Source organism: Planctomonas sp. JC2975 (genome assembly GCF_012985205.1).
GTDB lineage: Bacteria > Actinomycetota > Actinomycetes > Actinomycetales > Microbacteriaceae > Humibacter.
The window spans coordinates 1,411,746-1,428,449 of sequence record NZ_JABEKS010000001.1 but is presented as its reverse complement, the minus strand read 5'-3'; the positions used below and the strand labels follow the sequence as shown (position 1 = coordinate 1,428,449).

The window sequence follows — 16,704 nt, the reverse complement described above, 5'->3', positions numbered from 1 at the left end:
GAGTGCCCTCACGGACCGCCGACGCGACGTTCGGCCGTAGCTAGGCTCGAGGCATGGCCGAGGATCGATTCAGCACAGCCGTGTACCTCTCCCGCCTGCAGCGGGCCGTCGAACTCGTTCGGGAGAACGGACTCGACGCCGTCATCGTGACGCCGGGCCCCGACCTGCAGTACCTGGTCGGATCGCGCGCAAGCACGTTCGAACGGCTCACGGCGCTCGTACTCCCCGCCGACGGTGATCCGTTCGTCGTGGCGCCGAGGATGGAGCTGGCAGCGCTGCGAGCGTCGGCCGTCGGCGAGGCGGGCCTCGATGTGCGTGACTGGGTCGACGGCCAGGATCCGTACGCTCTGGCACTGCGCGGCCTCGGCATCACCCAACGGATCGGCGTCAGCGAGGCGACGCCCGCGTTGCACACCGTGCCGCTCGCGGTCACCTCCGACGCCGCCATCGAGTTGGCCACTCCCGTGCTGCGCAGCCTGCGCATGGTGAAGGACGCCGCGGAGATCGCGGCCCTCCGTGAGGCGGGCGCCGCGATCGATCGCGTGCACGCGAGTGGCTCCGGCCTGGACGCACCGAGCGCGAGGTGGCTGCCGACATCGCCGCGGCGATCGTGGAGGAGGGCCACGCGCTGGCGGACTTCGTGATCGTCGGATCCGGTCCGAACGGCGCCGACCCGCACCACGAGGTGTCCGACCGCGTGATCGGCGAGGAGGAGACGGTGGTCGTCGACATAGGCGGCCCGACGGCGCTCGGATACAACTCGGACAGCACGCGAACGTATGCCACGGGCGAGGTGGGCGCGGGCATCCGGTATGCGTATGCCGCACTCGAGCGTGCACAGCAGGCGGCCGTGGACGCCGTCCGGCCCGGTGTCACCGCCGAAAGCGTTGATGCCGCAGCGCGCGCCGTGCTGGCGGATGCCGGTCTCGCCGATCGCTTCATCCACCGCACAGGGCACGGCATCGGGCTCTCCGTGCACGAGGAGCCGTACATCGTCGCCGGCAACGCGATCGAACTGGTGCCGGGGATGGCGTTCAGCATCGAGCCCGGCATCTACTTCGACGGCGAGTGGGGGGGGCCGCATCGAAGACATCGTGGTCGTGACGGACGACGGCGTCGAGGCGCTCAACGTGAGGCCGCACTCGCTGGCACGCCTCTGAGGAGCTGACGGGGCTCTGACGGGCGATGACGCGCCGAGCCGGGAGCCCCATTGCGGGTCCCGGCTCAGTGACGGTCGCGATCGTCAGCGGTTCGCGTCCGGCTCTCGCTCACACGCGAGCCGTCGCGATCTCCTCGAGCTTCTCGTAGCTGTCGCGCATCCCGTCTTCCATCCCCATCGCGACGATGCCGTCGCGGCCTTCGAGGCTGGGATACACGGCGTGGCCGGAGACGCGGCTCCGACCGTCGGGCAGCGCCTCGAACGTGATGAACTCGATGCTCACGGCATCGGGCACTCCGTCGAACTCGAAGGTCTGCACGGCGAACTCGTTGTCGCGCACCTTGTGGAACACACCGCGGAACCCGTACTCGTTGCCGTCGGGGTCGCGGTGGATGAAGCGGTAGCGGCCACCGCTCGTGAAGTCGTACTCCTGCAGGTCCATCTCGTACCCGCGCGGACCGTTCCACTGCCGATACAGTGCGGGGTCCTTGTAGGCGCGGAAGACGGCTTCAACGGGGGCGTCGAACTCGCGCGCGAAGTCGACGAACGGCAGTCCCTCCGGGGCGTTCACCGTCAGTTCGTTGCTCATGATCTCTCTCCTTGTTTCTCGTTGTCGGTTGTGTGGTTCCCGGGCTTCAGTCCCGCCAGCACACCGTCGAGCGCCCGGAACGAGCTCTCGTGCGCGAGGCGGTAGCCGTCGATCCACGACGTGAGCTCCTCGAGCGCACCCGCATTCAGGTGCACGGGGCGTCGCTGCGCATCGCGGGTCCTGGTGACGAGGCCGGCTTCCTCGAGCACGTGGATGTGTCGGGAGACCGCCTGCACCGTGATGCCGAACGGCTCCGCGAGTTCGTTCACGGTTGCCGGACCGCGGCTGAGCCGGGCGATCATCGCCCGACGCACCTGGTCGCCGAGCGCATGGAAGGCCCTGTCGAGCCGCTCCTCACGGGGGTCGATGGCATCCTTGGCGTCGGTGTCAGTGTTCAACAGAATCCTTTATCAACGAAGATGTTGAATACGGTACGCCCCCTATCTCGTGGTGTCAACGGTCCAGGTCGGTCCGTGTGAACGGTCCGCCTCGGTCGACGTGCGCGGTGCCGTCGGCGTGTCCGCCCCGCCGGACACGGATGCCCGAACCCGCCGCGTCCCGCGCCCGCCGACCGGCCTAACGTGGTGCTCATGACAGAGGCGCCGCTCTTCGACGATCCGCACTGGCCGCGCGCCGGCCGATGGCTTTCAGCGGATGCGCTCGGATCCGCTGAACGTGTCGGCGTCGGAATCATCGGGGTGCCGACCTGGCGCACCTCGCTCTCGCCGACGGGGGCGCACGCGACGCCGGCGGCCATCCGGACAGCCGTGCAGCGCTACGGCACCTTCGCGGATGGCGCCGCCTGGCCGTCCGTCGCGGACTTCGGCGACGTCGTCGAGCCGGACGGCGACGGAGAGGCCGATGCCCTCGACGCCGTGCGTGCAGCCGCGTCTCGGTCGGACCTCGTCATCGCGCTCGGCGGCGACAACGCGCTCACCTACAGCGTGGCGCGCGGTGCCTGGCGGGGTGCCCGTCCTGACGGCGAAGGCGGCGATCGCATAGCGAACGCCGGCCTCATCACGATCGACGCCCACCATGACCTGCGCGACGGCATCTCCAACGGATCCCCCGTACGCCGACTGCTTGAGGCGGGCCTCGACGGGCGGCGGGTGGTGCAGCTGGGCATCGCGGACTTCGCCAACTCCGAGTTCTACGACACGAGGGCGCGCGAGGCTGGCATCACCATCGTGCGGCGGGGTGCTTTCGAGGAGCGTTCGTTGGCGGAGATCGCGGATGACGCGCTCGAGGTGGCGGGCACCTCGGGCGGTCCCATCCACGTGGACGTCGATGTCGACGCCTGCGACCGTTCCGTCGCGCCCGCCTGCCCGGCGTCGGTGCCCGGCGGCTTGTCCGCGTATCAGCTGCGGCGCACCGTGCGCCTTCTGGCGCGCGACCCGCGTGTGGCATCCATCGACATCGCCGAGGTGGACGCGACGCGCGACGCGGCCGACGGCCGCACCGTGCGCCTCGCCGCCCTCGTCGTGCTGGAGGCGATCGCCGGCTACGCCGAGCGGATTCCTGCCGCGCACTGAGCGCTCAGAGCTCCAGCGCGATCACCCTCCGATGCGGCGCCCCAGCTCCGCCGCCGCCCGCGCGATGCGCGCGGCTGTCGCATCGAGGTCGACGTCGCGATCGGCGGGGAACGTGACGGCGACGGACGCCGCGGGCCAGCCGACGTGGTCCGGCACGGCGACCGCCAGCGACCGCAGCCCTTGCGTGATTGACGAGTCCTCAACGGCGTAGCCGCGCTCGCGGATCGCGCCCAGCTCCGCGCTCAGCTCGCGGTACGACGTCACGCCGCTGCCCGTCCGAGTCGTGAACGCGCCCTTGTCCGGATACAGCGCACGCACCTGGGCAGCCGGAAGGCCGGCGAGCATCGCCAGTCCAGACGCCGTGAGGTGCGCGGGAAGCCGCACGCCGACATCCGTCACGAGATAGGGGCCGTGCGGTGCGCGTTCCTCGACGAGGTACACGACGTCGCGACCCAACAGCACGGTGAGGTGACCGCTCAGTCCCGTTTCGTCGACGAGTCGCGCGAGCACGGGGGCGCCGACGCGGGTGAGCGGCTGCTGCCGGTTGAAGCCGCTGGAGAGTTCGAACGCGGCGACGCCGAGCCCGTATTTGGCGAGCTCGGGAAGAGGGATGACGAACCCGTGCTCCGTCAGCGCACTCAGCAGCTGGTAGACGGTCGAGCGCGGCAACTCCAGGGTGCGCGCGATGGTCGAGGCGGCAACGGGACCGCGTTGTTGCGACATCAGCCGCAGGATGCGCAACGTCGCGTCCGCGGCGGGAGCCTTGCCCGGCATCCCTCCAGTTTAGGCGGCACGGATGCACGTGGTCCGGTATCCCGGACACGGATCGATGGTCAGCGGGGACGCGTCTCCCGCGGGCGGCGTGCAATGGAAGCATGAGCGCCGCAGCAGCACCGCACACCCGTCCGTCGGCACCTGAACCGAGCGCAGAGGTGGTCGTCGGGATCGGCGCCCTGAGCATCGCCGACGTCGTGGCCGTCGCGCGCGACGACGCGCGAGTGGTGCTGGATCCGGATGCCGTCGCCGCCGTCACCGAGACCCGCCGCGTCATCGAGGCGCTCGCCGACGACCCGCAGCCGCACTACGGCATCTCCACGGGATTCGGCGCGCTCGCCACCACGTACATCCACAGCGAGGATCGGGATCAGCTGCAGCTCAGCCTGATCCGCTCGCACGCGGCCGGATCCGGCCCGGAGGTCGAGCGCGAGGTCGTGCGCGCCCTCATGCTGCTGCGCCTGAGCACGCTGATGACCGGACGAACAGGCGTTCGCGCCTCCACCGCTCGGGCCTACGCAGATGCACTCAACGCGGGTATCACTCCGATCGTGCGGGAGTACGGATCCCTCGGCTGCTCCGGTGATCTCGCACCACTGGCGCACTGCGCGCTCGCGCTCATCGGCGAGGGAGAGGTGCGCGACGCCTCCGGCCGCATCGTGCCGGCAGCGCTGGCGCTGGCCGAGGCCGGCATCCAGCCGATCCGGCTCGCCGAGAAAGAGGGCCTCGCACTCATCAACGGCACCGACGGCATGCTCGGCATGCTGGCCCTCGCCCTCACCGACCTCGAGGCGCTGTACCGGGTCGCCGATCTCACGGCCGCGATGAGCGTTGAGGCGCTGCTCGGAACGGATGCCGTCTTCGCCGCCGACCTGCAGGCCCTGCGTCCGCAGACCGGCCAGGCCGACTCGGCTGCCAACCTGCGCGGCATCCTCGCCGGATCGGCGATCGTCGCCAGCCATGCCGGCCCCGAGGACCCGACGGTGCAGGACGCGTACTCGCTGCGCTGCGCACCGCAAGTGAACGGTGCCGGTCGCGACACCCTGTCGCACGCACGGATGGTCGCCGAACGCGAGCTGGCGTCCGCCGTCGACAACCCGGTGGTGACGAAAGACGGCAGGGTCGTCTCGAACGGCAACTTCCACGGTGCTCCGGTCGCCTACGTGCTCGACTTCCTCGCCATCGCCGTCGCGGATGCCGCCAGCATCGCCGAGCGCCGCATCGACAGGCACCTCGACGTGGCGAGGAACAAGGGGCTGCCGGCCTTCCTGGCCGACCGTGCCGGAGTGGATTCCGGACTCATGATCGCTCAGTACACGGCAGCCGGGATCGTGAGCGAGCTGAAGCGGCTGGCGGCACCGGCATCCGTCGACTCCATTCCCTCCAGCGCCATGCAGGAGGATCACGTCTCGATGGGCTGGGCGGCCGCGCGCAAGCTCCGCCGCGCGGTCGACGGCCTCACGCGCGTGCTCGCCATCGAGCTGATGACGGCCGCCAGGTCGCTCGACCTGCGCGCCCCGCTGCAGCCTGGTCCGGCAACGGGCGCGGCCCGCGCCGCGCTGCGTGAGCACGTCGCAGGTCCCGGTCCGGACCGTCCGCTGTCCTCCGAGATCGAGGCGTCGGTCGCGCTGGTGGCCGGCGGACGCATCCTGTCCGCCGTCGAGTCCGTCACCGGCACCCTCCGCTGACCCTCCGCTGATGCTCCGCCACGAAAACAGCAGAAACCGACGATACGGCGTGAGAACAGCCGGATTTCAGCTGTTCTCGGCGACACCTGCTGTTTTCGCCGCCCGCCCCGAAAGGAAGAGACCATGAACGATCGCCTGCCGATCCACGCTCCTCGCGGCACCACGCTGCGTGCCAAGTCGTGGCAGACCGAGGCGCCGCTGCGCATGCTCATGAACAACCTGGATCCCGAGGTGGCGGAGCGGCCGGAGGATCTCGTCGTCTACGGAGGCACCGGCCGCGCAGCCAGGAGCTGGGAAGCGTTCGACGCCATCGTGCGCACGCTGACGACCCTGGATGCCGACGAGACACTCCTCGTGCAGTCCGGCAAGCCGGTCGGCGTCTTCCGCACGCACGAGTGGGCGCCGCGCGTGCTGATCGCCAACTCCAACCTCGTGCCCGACTGGGCGACGTGGCCCGAGTTCCGCCGCCTGGAGGCGGCCGGTCTCACCATGTACGGCCAGATGACCGCCGGTTCGTGGATCTACATCGGCAGCCAGGGCATCCTGCAGGGCACGTACGAGACGTTCGCTGCGGCCGCAGACAAGAGGTTCGGCGGCACTCTGGCCGGCACGCTGACGCTCACGGGCGGATGCGGCGGCATGGGCGGCGCTCAGCCGCTCGCCGTCACCATGAACGAGGGCGCGGTGCTCATCGTCGACGTCGATCGGGCGCGTCTGCAGCGACGCGTCGACCACGGTTATCTGGATGAGCTGACCGACGACCTCGACGACGCCGTCGCCCGTGTTCTGGCAGCCAAGGACGAGCGGCGGGCGCTCTCGGTCGGACTCGTCGGCAACGCCGCCACGGTCTTCCCGGAGCTGTTGCGTCGCGGCGTGCCGATCGACATCGTGACCGACCAGACGAGCGCCCACGATCCGCTCAGCTACCTGCCGGAGGGCGTCTCCGTCGAGGAGTGGCACACGGCCGCGCAGGCGGATCCGGAAGGCTTCACGGCGAAGGCGCGTGCCTCCATGGCCAAACAGGTCGAGGCGATGGTGGGCTTCCTGGATGCCGGCGCCGAGGTCTTCGACTACGGCAACTCGATCAGGGCCGAGGCGCAGCTCGGCGGGTACGAGCGGGCGTTCGCTTTCCCGGGATTCGTGCCGGCGCACATCCGTCCGCTCTTCGAGGAGGGCAAGGGCCCGTTCCGCTGGGCGGCGCTGTCTGGCGATCCGAACGACATCGCAGTCACCGACCGCGCCATCCTCGAGCTGTTCCCCGACGACGCGAAGCTGCGCCGCTGGATCACCAAGGCGGGCGAGCGGGTGCACTTCGAGGGATTGCCGGCCCGCATCTGCTGGCTGGGCTACAAGGAGCGGCACCTCGCGGGCCTGCGGTTCAACGAGCTCGTGGCATCGGGTGAGCTCTCCGCGCCCGTGGTGATCGGCCGCGACCACCTCGACTCCGGGTCCGTCGCCTCGCCGTACCGTGAGACGGAGGGCATGAAGGACGGCTCGGATGCCATCGCAGACTGGCCCCTGCTCAACGCGCTTCTGAACACGGCGTCGGGTGCCACGTGGGTGTCGATCCACCACGGCGGTGGGGTGGGGATCGGACGCTCCATCCACGCCGGACAGGTGATCGTCGCCGACGGCACGGACCTCGCGGCGCAGAAGATCGAGCGCGTTCTGACGAACGATCCGGGCACCGGCGTGATGCGTCACGTCGACGCGGGATACGAACGCGCCGCGGAGGTTGCACGCGAACGCGGCCTGCGCATCCCCATGCTTGAAGGGTGAGCACGCTCTTCCTGCACGGCATCGGGCTGCTCGTGACTAACGATCAGCACACGAGCGGCGCGCGAGCGGACGATCCCCTGGGCGCCGTCGAGGACGCCGCCCTCATCGCCCGCGACGGTCAGGTGGTCTGGGCCGGCCGGCAGGCCGACGCAGCACCGCAGGTAGCCCGGCTCCTGCAGGGTGACGTGGAACGCGTGGATGCCGGCGGTCGCGCCGTCATCCCGGGCTTCGTCGACAGTCACACCCACCTCGCCTTCGCGGGAGACCGCTCCGCCGAGTTCGTGGCGCGCATGGCGGGGGAGCGGTATGCGGCGGGCGGGATCCGCAGCACGGTCGCCGCCACCCGTGCCGCCAGTGACGAACAGCTTCGGGCGACGCTGCAGCACTTCGAACGCGAGCTCGCCTCGCAAGGAACGACGAGCTTCGAGGTGAAGACGGGATACGGGCTCGACGTCGACAACGAGGAACGTCTCGCCCGTCTGGCACGCGAGGTGACCGATGAGGTGACGTTCCTCGGCGCGCACGTCGTGCCATCCGAGTACGCGGACGACCGCAGCGGATACGTCGACCTCGTGACCGGTCCCATGCTCCACGCCTGCGCACCGCATGCGCGCTGGATCGACGTCTTCTGCGACGAGGGTGCGTTCACCGCGGAGGAGGCGGAGCGCATCCTGACCGCGGGACGCGACCGCGGGCTCGGGGTGCGCATCCACGCCGGACAGCTCGGCGAGGGCGAGGGCGTCAGGGTCGCCGTCGGACTCGACGCCGCCAGCGTCGATCACGCCACCTACCTCTCGGCGGACGACGTCGCCGCGCTCGCCGCATCGAACACGGTGTGCACGTTGCTGCCGGGGGTCGAGTTCAGCACGAGACATCCCTATCCGGATGCCCGTGCCCTTCTCTCCGCCGGCGTCACCATCGCGCTCGCCAGCGACTGCAACCCCGGCTCGTGCTTCACCTCGTCGATGCCGTTCGTCATCGCTCTGGCCGTGCGGGAACTCGGGATGACACCAGACGAGGCGCTCTGGGCGGCGACCGCCGGCGGGGCGCGCGCACTGCGACGCGACGACGTGGGACGACTCTCACCCGGCGCGAGCGCGGATCTGGTCCTGCTCGACGCCCCGAGCCACGTCTATCTCGCCTACCGTCCCGGCGTTCCGCTGGTCCGCCGTGTGTGGAAGCACGGAGTGGAACTCCGCGTCGACTGAGCAGCTGTGCCGCTCAGTCCTTCTCTTCGAGCTTCAGAGCGACGCCGAGCGCAAGCAGCGACGCCACCCACTCGCCGAGGAAGAGCCCCCAGTGCTCCGACCTCGATCGGTCGTCCTTCTTGGCACGCGAGACGAGCCAGATGAGGAAGACGAGTCCGAGCGAGACGAACGCCGCAAGATAGGCGTGCTCGCTGCGGACACCCCATCCGCTCAATGTCGTGATCGGGTCGTTGCTTGCGAGTTCCACGATCTCGTCGCGCTTGCTCATCGATGCTCCCCACTGCACGGTGCCTGGCGACGGCGGTCAGCCTCGCCGTGATGGCGCGGAACCGAAGCGTCTCGCGGATGCCACAGCCCGCCCTGTTCCATCGTCGCCCGTCAGCCTACGCCGCGACCGCTGCGAGGCATAGGGTGGCGCGATGCCCCCGGATGCCGTCGAAACGGCCTTGCCTCATCGGCATACGGCCTTGTTCCGCATAAGGTTTCCGGTGTGCGGAGACCCGAAAAGAGGCACGACGTGGACTTCACGTCGCTGGAGGCGTTGGAAGACGTCTCCCTCGACCCGCGCACTGCGACGGGTCCTGAGACCGTGACTCTAGGGGACCCGCGCGTGGCGGCGGGCAACATCGCGGAGCCGACGTGGATGCAGTGGCGCGACGAGGTCGCGGCGGTCGGCGGCCGGTCCCCGCTCCTGCATTTCGTGGACACGCCACGCACGCGCATCGAGCTGAGCGCGACGCATCCGGGCGGGCTGCCGCAGTTCATCACGGGCGATCGCACCCTGTTGTCGAGCCTGATCCGCGACGACCTGGCGCTGCGCACCGCGAAGGGCGCGGCTGGTGCGATCACGGCGAAGGGCATCGAGCTGCGGGCCGTTCGCGGGATCGACGCTGTGCACCTCGGTATCGGGCTGGCGCACTGGCGCAACGGCGCCGACGAGTACAGCGCACCGGTGCTGCTGCGCCCGGTGGCCATCCGCCGTTACGGCCGCGACTTCGAACTGAAGCTGCGCGGCAAGACGTTCCTCAACCCCGAGTTGTCGAGAGCGCTGCACGAGCAGTTCCGCATCCGGCTGGATGCCGAGGCGTTCGTCGCCCTGGCCGAGACGAATGGCGTGTTCAAGCCGCAGCCCGTCATCGATCGCCTGCGCGGGCTGACCAGCCACCTCGAGTACTTCACCGTGCAGCCACGACTGGTCGTCTCGTCGTTCGCGGATGTCGCACGATCCATGTCCGACGATCTCGGCGAGTTCGACCACGACGTGCTGCTGGCGCTCGCCGGCAACCCCACTGCGCGGGAGCGGGTGGAGAGCGCCTTCTCGCCGGCCGAGATCGTGCCGCAGGACAACCGCCCGCCGTCGATCGACACGCTGCTTCTCGATTCGGATCCGGAGCAGGAGAGCGTCGTCGCCCAGGTGGCGAACGGCAATTCCATCGTCGTCAAGACGCTGCCGGGAACGGGCGCGACGCAAACCGTCGTGAACGCGATCGGTGCGCTCGTCTCGCGCAATCGCCGCGTGCTCGTCGTCGGTCCGCGTCGTTCCAGCCTGGATGCCATCGCCCACCGGCTCGACCAGGTCGGCCTTGGCGGCGCTGCGGTCGCCACCCGCACCATCCGCCGCGACCTGATCCGTTCCATCACCCGCAACGAGAAGACCGAGAAGCCGGGCGTCGACGAGGTCGACGATGCGCTCGTTCGGCTGCGCCGCGTGCTGCTGGACTATCGCGGTGCGCTCACGGCGCCGCATCCGCAGTTCGGGGTCAGCGTGCTCGACGCGCTCGGCGAGCTGGCGCGGCTTGCGCTGCTGCAGTCGCCGCCGCGCACCCACGCCCGTCTCGACCGCGAGACGATCGAGGCTCTGGCGGTCGACCGGAGCGAAGCGGCCGGAATCCTGCGTCGGGCAGCGACGCTGGGCGAGTTCCGCTACGGCCCGGACGACTCGCCGTGGTACGGGGCAGGCTTCCACACCACGGCCGAGGCGACGAACGCGCACACCCTGGCGAAGAAGCTCAGCACCATCGAGGTGCCGCGGCTCATCGACCGCTCCACCACGCTCATCGAGGGCACCCGGCTCCGTCCGTTCGAGAACATCGCCGAGCTGGGCATCTACCTGCGGCTGCTCGCCGACCTGCGCGAGACGCTCGACCGCTTCGTGCCCTCCGTGTTCGACCGTCCGCTCGACGAGCTGATCGCAGCCACGTCGACGCGTCGCGATGCACCGGGGATGTCGGGAGCCACCCGCCGCAGGCTGCGCAAGCTCGCCCTCGAATACGTTCGACCCGGCGGACACGTCGCCGACCTGAACGAGTCGCTGCGGCGCATCCAGCAGCAGCGCAAGCTGTGGAACAGGTTCGCGGATGCCGGCGCACCGCCCAGCGTGCCGCTCGGGGTCGCCGACGTGCAGGTGGCGTACCAGAAGGTCGCGGAAGACCTGATGAGCCTGGACGAGCCGCTCGGCCGCACTCGTCGTCCGGATTCCCTCCTCGTTCTGCCGCTGAGCGAGCTGACGAACATGCTCGGCGGACTCGCGATGGAGTCCGAGGTGCTGGTCAACCTCCAGGAGCGCACCTCTCAGTTGTCCCGGCTGCGCGAGCTGCGCCTCGATCCGCTGCTCTCCGACCTCTCGGCCCGTCACGTCACGAGCGAGAACGTCGCCGCCGAGCTGGAACTGGCGTGGTGGCAGTCCGTGCTCGAGACACTGCTCGCAGACGACCGCGCGCTGCTCGGCGCGAACACCAGAGTGCTGGACCGCCTCGAGGCCGACTTCCGTCTCGTCGACCAGGCGCATGCCTCAGCCACCGGCCAGCTCCTCTCAGCGCAGCTCGCGGTGCAGTGGAAGATCGCGCTGGCCGACAACGCCGAGCAGGCGGATGCGCTGCGCCGCATGCTCCGCGCCGGAACCGCGAGCCCCGACATCCTGACCGACCGCGCGCCGCAGCTCTCCAGGGTGCTGGCACCGGTATGGCTCGCCTCTCCGTACGACGTGGCATCCCTTCCGCTGTCGATGGCGTTCGACGCCGTCGTGCTCGTGGATGCTGGCGGGTGCACGCTCGCCGAGAACATCGGCGCGATCCGCCGTGCTCGGCAGGTGGTCGCGTTCGGCGATCCTGTGACGCAGACGCCGTCGCCGTTCCGCATCGCCGTGACGGATTCCTCGGCACCCGGCGTGGTGGAAGAAGAGCCGCACGACGTGGATGCCTGGCACGACGCATCCGCTCTCGCTCATCTCTCCGGCCTGCTGCCCGTCTACACGCTTACGCGCAGCTACCGCTCGGTCGGCGACGACCTCGCCGAGCTCGTCAACCGGCGGTTCTACGGCGGACAGATCGATTCCCTGCCATGGGCCGGCAGCTTCCTCGGACACTCCAGCCTCACGCTGAGCTACGTGCACGGCGGTCACGGCATGCCCGACGGCGACACCGGCACCGTCGAGAGTGTGGATGCCGAGGTGACGCGGGTCGTCGAGCTCGTCATGGAGCACGCACTGAACAGGTCGCGCGAGTCCCTGATGGTCGTCACGGCGAGCCAGAAGCACGCGGTGCGGGTGCAGCACGAGGTGCTCGCGGCATCGACGAAACGGCAGGAGCTCGCGGACTTCGTCATGGGCGATCGTCCTGAGCCGTTCACCGTTGTCACACTCGAAGAGTCGGTGGCGCAGAGCCGTGACCGGGTGATCTTCTCGATCGGATACGGCCGCACCCCGCACGGACGCCTGCTGTCGTCGTTCGGCCCGCTCGGCGAGCCGGGCGGTGAGCGGCTGCTGGCGGTCGGGCTCACCAGGGCGCGGCGCGCGATGGACATCGTGTCGTGCTTCCGCCCGGAAGACATCGACACCTCGCGCATGAAGCACGGCATCGTCGCGCTCGCACAGGTGCTCGAGGAGGCTGCGGAGATCGAGGGTGCTGTCGAGGACGAGCCGGACGATTCCGAGCCGTTGCTCGTCGACCTGGCCCGTCGTCTCGAGAACCTCGACATGACGGTGCGACTCGGTCACCGCGGTGTGCTGCCGCTCGCGGCGTCGTACGGATCCAAAGCGGTCGTCATCGAGACGGATCGCGTGCTCGGCATGGCCAGTCTGCGCGAGTCGCTCCGGCTGCGACCCGAGGTGCTGCGTCGGCTGGGCTGGCACTACGTCCGGGTGCACAGCTTCGAGCTGTTCGCGAATCCGGAGGCGGTGGCCCAGCGGATCGGACGCCTGCTCGGTGCGCTCGAGCCGGAGCCGAAGGACGAGTAGCCGCCGGCAGCCGTTCGTCCGGCCGGGCACGGCCACGTACTCTGGATGGCGTGGGCGAAAGCGGTACCGGAGGGCGGCGAACCGGGCGACGGGTGCAACGGCCAGGAGCGCCGGAAGCCGACCCGACCCCGCAGGGGCAGCACGGAGCGGATGCCGCTGTGCGAGCATCCGAGGACACGGATCGCGCGTGGGGTGACGGTGCCGGCCGCAACGACGAGCGCCTTCGTCAGGACGTGCCGCCGCACTGGGGCAAGACGCACTGAGCCCGGCGCGGTGAGCCGGAGGCCGTCACCGACGACGTCGGTCGCGCTCCGGCGCCGGACGGCGGCGTCGGCTCGGAGTCAGTCGGCTCCGAGTCAGTCGGTCGCGCCGTCTGCGTGACGGCCCGCGCCGTCGGCGCGCGGGGCCGTGAGGTTCGCGTCGGCCTGAGCGGCGAGCAGGTCGCGGATCTGCGTGAGCAGCTCGACGTCGGCCGGCAGAGTGTCTTCCTCTTCGGTGGGGATGCCCTTGCGAGCCTCCGCGAGCTTGCGGAAGTGGTTCATGGGCGCCACGAAGACGAAATACACGACGACGGCCACGGCGAGGAACTGGATGAGCGCCCCGATGATCGCGCCGAACGCGAGATGCGTGTATCCGCCTCCGATCGCGGGGATCGGCACGAGCAGCGCCTTGTCGAGAGAGCCGGCCTTGAAAACCGCGCTGATCAGGGGGTTGATCAGGCTGTTGACGATCGCGTTGACCACAGCCGTGAACGCTGCGCCGATGACAACGGCGACAGCCAGGTCGATCACGTTGCCGCGGGTGATGAAGTCTCTGAAGCCTTTGATCACGGTGTTCCCCTCAATCCGTCACCGTCGGTGTCGTCTCCTCCGATGGTACGGAAGTGGCGGCGAGTGTCGAGAATCGCTTGCACACCGACAGTGAGTGCGACTCAGCCGGCGATGGAGCGTCTCGGATCAGGCGGCGGAGCTGGCGGATCCGGACGAGGTCGACGGCGCGGGCGCGCTCTTCTTCTCGGCCGACGCCGGCTTCGACTCTGACGAGGAGGAGCTCGACGCATCCGTCTTGGCTGCATCCTTCTTCACCGCGGGCGACGAAGACGACGTGCCGGTGCGGGAGTCCGTGCGGTAGAAGCCGGATCCCTTGAACGTGACGCCGACGGATCCGAACACCTTGCGCAGCGGTCCGCCGCACTCGGGGCACGCGGTCAGCGCGTCGTCACTGAAGGACTGGTGGATGTCGAAGGCGTGTCCGCATGCGGAGCACTTGTACGAATAGGTGGGCATTGTTTCTCGCTGACTTGATCGGGGGTGCGTCGTGGTGGCGGATGGCGCGGCATCCGCTCTTCAGCGGAAGCGGATGATGCGAGTCGGGGTCACAGCACCGGTCACCGGCTCGTCGTGTCGTTCCCGAGGCACCTCGTCGAGCACCTCGCCGTCGAAGACCACGGCAAACACCGGAGGACATTTTTCCATGCTGCCCAGGGTTTTGTCGAAGTAGCCCTTGCCCCAGCCCATCCGCATGCCCGATTCGTCGACGGCGGCCGCCGGAACGACGATGAGATCGACGTCGTTGACCGCGATCGGACCGAGCAGCTCGCCGACGGCCTCCGGCCATCCGTGGATGCCGAGGGCCTCGGATTCGCCGTCGTCCACCGTCCAGTCGAGGAGGCCGTCCTCGCGGCTGATCGGCAGCAGCACCCGCAGTCCCTCGGCGAAGGCCCAATTCAGGAACGGACGTGTGTTGGGCTCCGCCGGACCTGACAGGTAGCAGGAGAGCGAGCGAGCACCCAGCTCGGCGACCAGGGTCTGCAGGTTCTTCGTGATGCCGGTCTCGGCCCTCTCCCGCTCTGTGGCGGTGAGATTCTGCCGGCGTTCGCGGAGGTCGGCGCGGAGCGCGCGCTTCGCGCTGCTCGGGTCGGAGGGCATACCTCGAAGTTTAGGGTCTGGGGTCGGCGGCGCTTCCGCCGACGGTCGAGCGGGGTCGCACCGCCGACCCCAAGGATCGCCCTGGTCGGCGACGGGATCGGATTGTCGGTGTCGACGGGCCAGCAGATACCCTGAGCAGCATGGCCATCACCAAAGCAGTCATCCCTGCCGCGGGCCTTGGCACGCGGTTCCTTCCCGCCACCAAGGCCATGCCCAAGGAGATGCTCCCGGTCGTCGACAAGCCAGCGATCCAGTACGTGGTCGAAGAGGCCGTGGATGCCGGACTCGACGACGTGCTCCTCATCACAGGACGCAACAAGAACGCCCTCGAGAACCACTTCGACCGTGCGACCGAGATCGAATCCACCCTCCTGGCCAAGGGCGACACGGAGAAGCTGCGCCGGGTGATGTACTCCACCGATCTGGCCGACATGCACTACGTGAGGCAGGGGGATCCGAAGGGTCTCGGCCACGCGGTGCTGCGTGCGAAGAAGCACGTCGGCGAGCAGGCGTTCGCCGTGCTCCTGGGCGATGACATCATCGACAGCCGCGACGTACTCCTCACGCGCATGATCGAGGTTGCCGAGCAGCGCGGCGCCAGCGTCGTCGCCCTGCTCGAAGTCGACCCTTCGCAGATCCACCTCTATGGGGCGGCCGCGGTCGATGCCACAGACGAGGGCGATGTCGTGCGCGTGCGCGGCCTGGTGGAGAAGCCGGCAGCCGAAGACGCCCCGTCGAACCTGGCGATCATCGGACGCTACGTGCTGCAGCCCGAGGTGTTCGACGTGCTCGAGCACACCGAGCCGGGCAAGGGCGGCGAGATCCAGCTGACGGATGCTCTCCAGGAGCTCGCAGCCGATGAGAGCGGCCCCGGGGTGTACGGCGTTGTGTTCCGAGGTCGTCGTTACGACACCGGTGACCGCCTCGACTACCTCAAGTCGATCGTGCAGCTGGCGATCGACCGCGAAGATCTGGGACCGCAGTTCCGTCCGTGGCTGCGCGAGTTCGCGTCCGGGCTGGCCGACGAGCCGGCACGTGGCGAGACGCTCGACGAACCCGGCGTCGGCCACACCGCGAACTGACCGAAGGCCGGCGACTCGTGTACGTGCCCAGCCTCAGCGACGGAGCTGTAGGCATCCGACCGATCCGGTTGCGCGATGCGCGCGCGCTCGAGAAGGAGCTGATCGACAACCGCAGCTGGCTGCGGCAGTGGGAGGCGACCAGCCCGCACGCACCCGTCTCGTTCGACACCAGGGCGAGCATCCGCTCGTTGCAGGCATCGGCGAGGGCCGGTCACGGGCTGCCGTTCATCATGGAGCACGACGGTCAGCTGGCCGGTCAGCTCAACGTCTCCTCCATCACGTACGGCTCCCTCGCCTCGGCGACCATCGGGTACTGGGTCGCCGAGCGGTTCGCCGGCAAGAACGTGACGCCGACGGGCGTGGCGCTCGCGACGGACTACTGCTTCTTCCAGCTCGGGCTGCACCGCATGGAGATCTGCATCCGTCCGGAGAACGGGCCGTCGCTGCGCGTGGTGCAGAAGCTGGGCTTCCGCTACGAGGGGCTGCGCCGCCGCTACATCCACATCAACGGCGACTGGCGCGACCACTTCTGCTTCGCGCTCGTCGTCGAGGAGATCCCGCAGGGCGTGCTGCGCCGCTGGAAGTCGGGCAACGCGCCGCTGGATGCAGCGACCGTTCCGCTGTCCGACATCGAGGCGGCGACGCATCCGATCGTTCCGCGCGCCCGGTGAACCCGCCGCACCCCGTGCGGACCGTCCCGCGGGCGGGTTCGACGACGCGATCGGTGACAC

At 69.4% G+C, this 16,704-nt stretch carries 17 protein-coding genes; 10 read left to right on the top strand and 7 right to left on the bottom strand.

Features of this window, described 5'->3' with window-relative positions; all coding sequences use genetic code 11:
* Positions 1–53 precede the first annotated feature (53 nt).
* Together HII28_RS20130 and HII28_RS20125 are read left to right on the top strand one after the other, a co-directional pair.
* Positions 54–644 carry an aminopeptidase P family N-terminal domain-containing protein gene (locus HII28_RS20130; RefSeq protein WP_240977260.1) on the top strand — a complete coding sequence of 197 codons (591 nt, stop codon included), beginning with the start codon at positions 54–56 and terminating at the stop codon, positions 642–644.
* Positions 584–1,168 (top strand): M24 family metallopeptidase, encoded by a 585-nt coding sequence (locus tag HII28_RS20125; protein ID WP_346769218.1) that lies wholly within the window; start codon positions 584–586, stop codon positions 1,166–1,168. The genes HII28_RS20130 and HII28_RS20125 overlap by 61 nt, the downstream gene beginning before the upstream one ends.
* Positions 1,169–1,268: 100 nt before the next feature.
* On the opposite strand, the gene HII28_RS06590 is transcribed toward HII28_RS20125, so the two are convergent.
* Both HII28_RS06590 and HII28_RS06585 read right to left on the bottom strand, forming a co-directional pair.
* Entirely contained in the window at positions 1,269–1,748 is a 480-nt protein-coding gene (locus HII28_RS06590; protein ID WP_170024668.1) for an SRPBCC family protein, read from the bottom strand.
* Positions 1,745–2,050: a metalloregulator ArsR/SmtB family transcription factor gene (locus tag HII28_RS06585; protein ID WP_170026006.1), complete on the bottom strand. Its 306-nt coding sequence runs from the start codon at positions 2,048–2,050 to the stop codon at positions 1,745–1,747. The genes HII28_RS06590 and HII28_RS06585 overlap by 4 nt, the downstream gene beginning before the upstream one ends.
* Positions 2,051–2,338: 288 nt before the next feature.
* Between HII28_RS06585 and HII28_RS06580 the strand changes: the two genes are divergently transcribed.
* Positions 2,339–3,280, top strand: coding sequence for an arginase family protein (locus tag HII28_RS06580; RefSeq protein WP_170024667.1), 942 nt, complete (start codon positions 2,339–2,341; stop codon positions 3,278–3,280).
* Positions 3,281–3,301: 21 nt separating this feature from the next.
* Here HII28_RS06580 and HII28_RS06575 read toward each other — a convergent pair whose 3' ends face one another.
* The gene (locus tag HII28_RS06575) at positions 3,302–4,054 is read right to left on the bottom strand and encodes an IclR family transcriptional regulator (RefSeq protein ID WP_170024666.1); all 753 of its coding nucleotides are present in this window, start codon (positions 4,052–4,054) and stop codon (positions 3,302–3,304) included.
* A gap of 101 nt (positions 4,055–4,155) precedes the next feature.
* Between HII28_RS06575 and hutH the strand changes: the two genes are divergently transcribed.
* From hutH to hutI, 3 genes are all read left to right on the top strand, one after another.
* On the top strand, positions 4,156–5,742 hold the full coding sequence (hutH, locus tag HII28_RS06570) for a histidine ammonia-lyase (RefSeq protein ID WP_170024665.1): 1,587 nt from the start codon (positions 4,156–4,158) through the stop codon (positions 5,740–5,742).
* Between the two features lie 123 nt (positions 5,743–5,865).
* Positions 5,866–7,521 carry a urocanate hydratase gene (hutU, locus tag HII28_RS06565; protein WP_170024664.1) on the top strand — a complete coding sequence of 552 codons (1,656 nt, stop codon included), beginning with the start codon at positions 5,866–5,868 and terminating at the stop codon, positions 7,519–7,521.
* Positions 7,518–8,729 carry an imidazolonepropionase gene (gene hutI, locus HII28_RS06560; protein WP_346769217.1) on the top strand — a complete coding sequence of 404 codons (1,212 nt, stop codon included), beginning with the start codon at positions 7,518–7,520 and terminating at the stop codon, positions 8,727–8,729. Before hutU ends, hutI begins: the two co-directional genes overlap by 4 nt.
* A 13-nt stretch (positions 8,730–8,742) precedes the next feature.
* Here the strand turns inward: hutI and HII28_RS06555 are convergent, their stop codons facing one another.
* Positions 8,743–8,997, bottom strand: coding sequence for a hypothetical protein (locus HII28_RS06555; protein WP_170024663.1), 255 nt, complete (start codon positions 8,995–8,997; stop codon positions 8,743–8,745).
* Positions 8,998–9,219: 222 nt separating this feature from the next.
* Between HII28_RS06555 and HII28_RS06550 the strand changes: the two genes are divergently transcribed.
* Together HII28_RS06550 and HII28_RS06545 are read left to right on the top strand one after the other, a co-directional pair.
* Complete coding sequence (locus HII28_RS06550; RefSeq protein ID WP_346769216.1) at positions 9,220–12,963, top strand: AAA family ATPase; 3,744 nt, start codon at positions 9,220–9,222, stop codon at positions 12,961–12,963.
* Positions 12,964–13,013: 50 nt separating this feature from the next.
* Positions 13,014–13,226: a hypothetical protein gene (locus HII28_RS06545; RefSeq protein ID WP_170024661.1), complete on the top strand. Its 213-nt coding sequence runs from the start codon at positions 13,014–13,016 to the stop codon at positions 13,224–13,226.
* Positions 13,227–13,319: 93 nt separating this feature from the next.
* Here HII28_RS06545 and mscL read toward each other — a convergent pair whose 3' ends face one another.
* The 3 genes from mscL to HII28_RS06530 all read right to left on the bottom strand — a co-directional run bounded on the left by mscL (position 13,320) and on the right by HII28_RS06530 (position 14,891).
* On the bottom strand, positions 13,320–13,793 hold the full coding sequence (gene mscL, locus HII28_RS06540; protein ID WP_170024660.1) for a large conductance mechanosensitive channel protein MscL: 474 nt from the start codon (positions 13,791–13,793) through the stop codon (positions 13,320–13,322).
* Between the two features lie 126 nt (positions 13,794–13,919).
* Positions 13,920–14,249, bottom strand: a complete 330-nt coding sequence (locus tag HII28_RS06535; RefSeq protein ID WP_170024659.1) for an FmdB family zinc ribbon protein — start codon at positions 14,247–14,249, stop codon at positions 13,920–13,922.
* A 60-nt stretch (positions 14,250–14,309) separates the two neighbouring features.
* Entirely contained in the window at positions 14,310–14,891 is a 582-nt protein-coding gene (locus HII28_RS06530; protein WP_170024658.1) for a 5-formyltetrahydrofolate cyclo-ligase, read from the bottom strand.
* Between the two features lie 140 nt (positions 14,892–15,031).
* On the opposite strand from HII28_RS06530, the gene galU reads away from it, so the two are divergent.
* Both galU and HII28_RS06520 read left to right on the top strand, forming a co-directional pair.
* Complete coding sequence (gene galU / locus HII28_RS06525; RefSeq protein WP_170024657.1) at positions 15,032–15,973, top strand: UTP--glucose-1-phosphate uridylyltransferase GalU; 942 nt, start codon at positions 15,032–15,034, stop codon at positions 15,971–15,973.
* Between the two features lie 23 nt (positions 15,974–15,996).
* Positions 15,997–16,644 carry a GNAT family protein gene (locus HII28_RS06520; protein WP_346769215.1) on the top strand — a complete coding sequence of 216 codons (648 nt, stop codon included), beginning with the start codon at positions 15,997–15,999 and terminating at the stop codon, positions 16,642–16,644.
* The last annotated feature ends 60 nt before the right edge of the window (positions 16,645–16,704 follow it).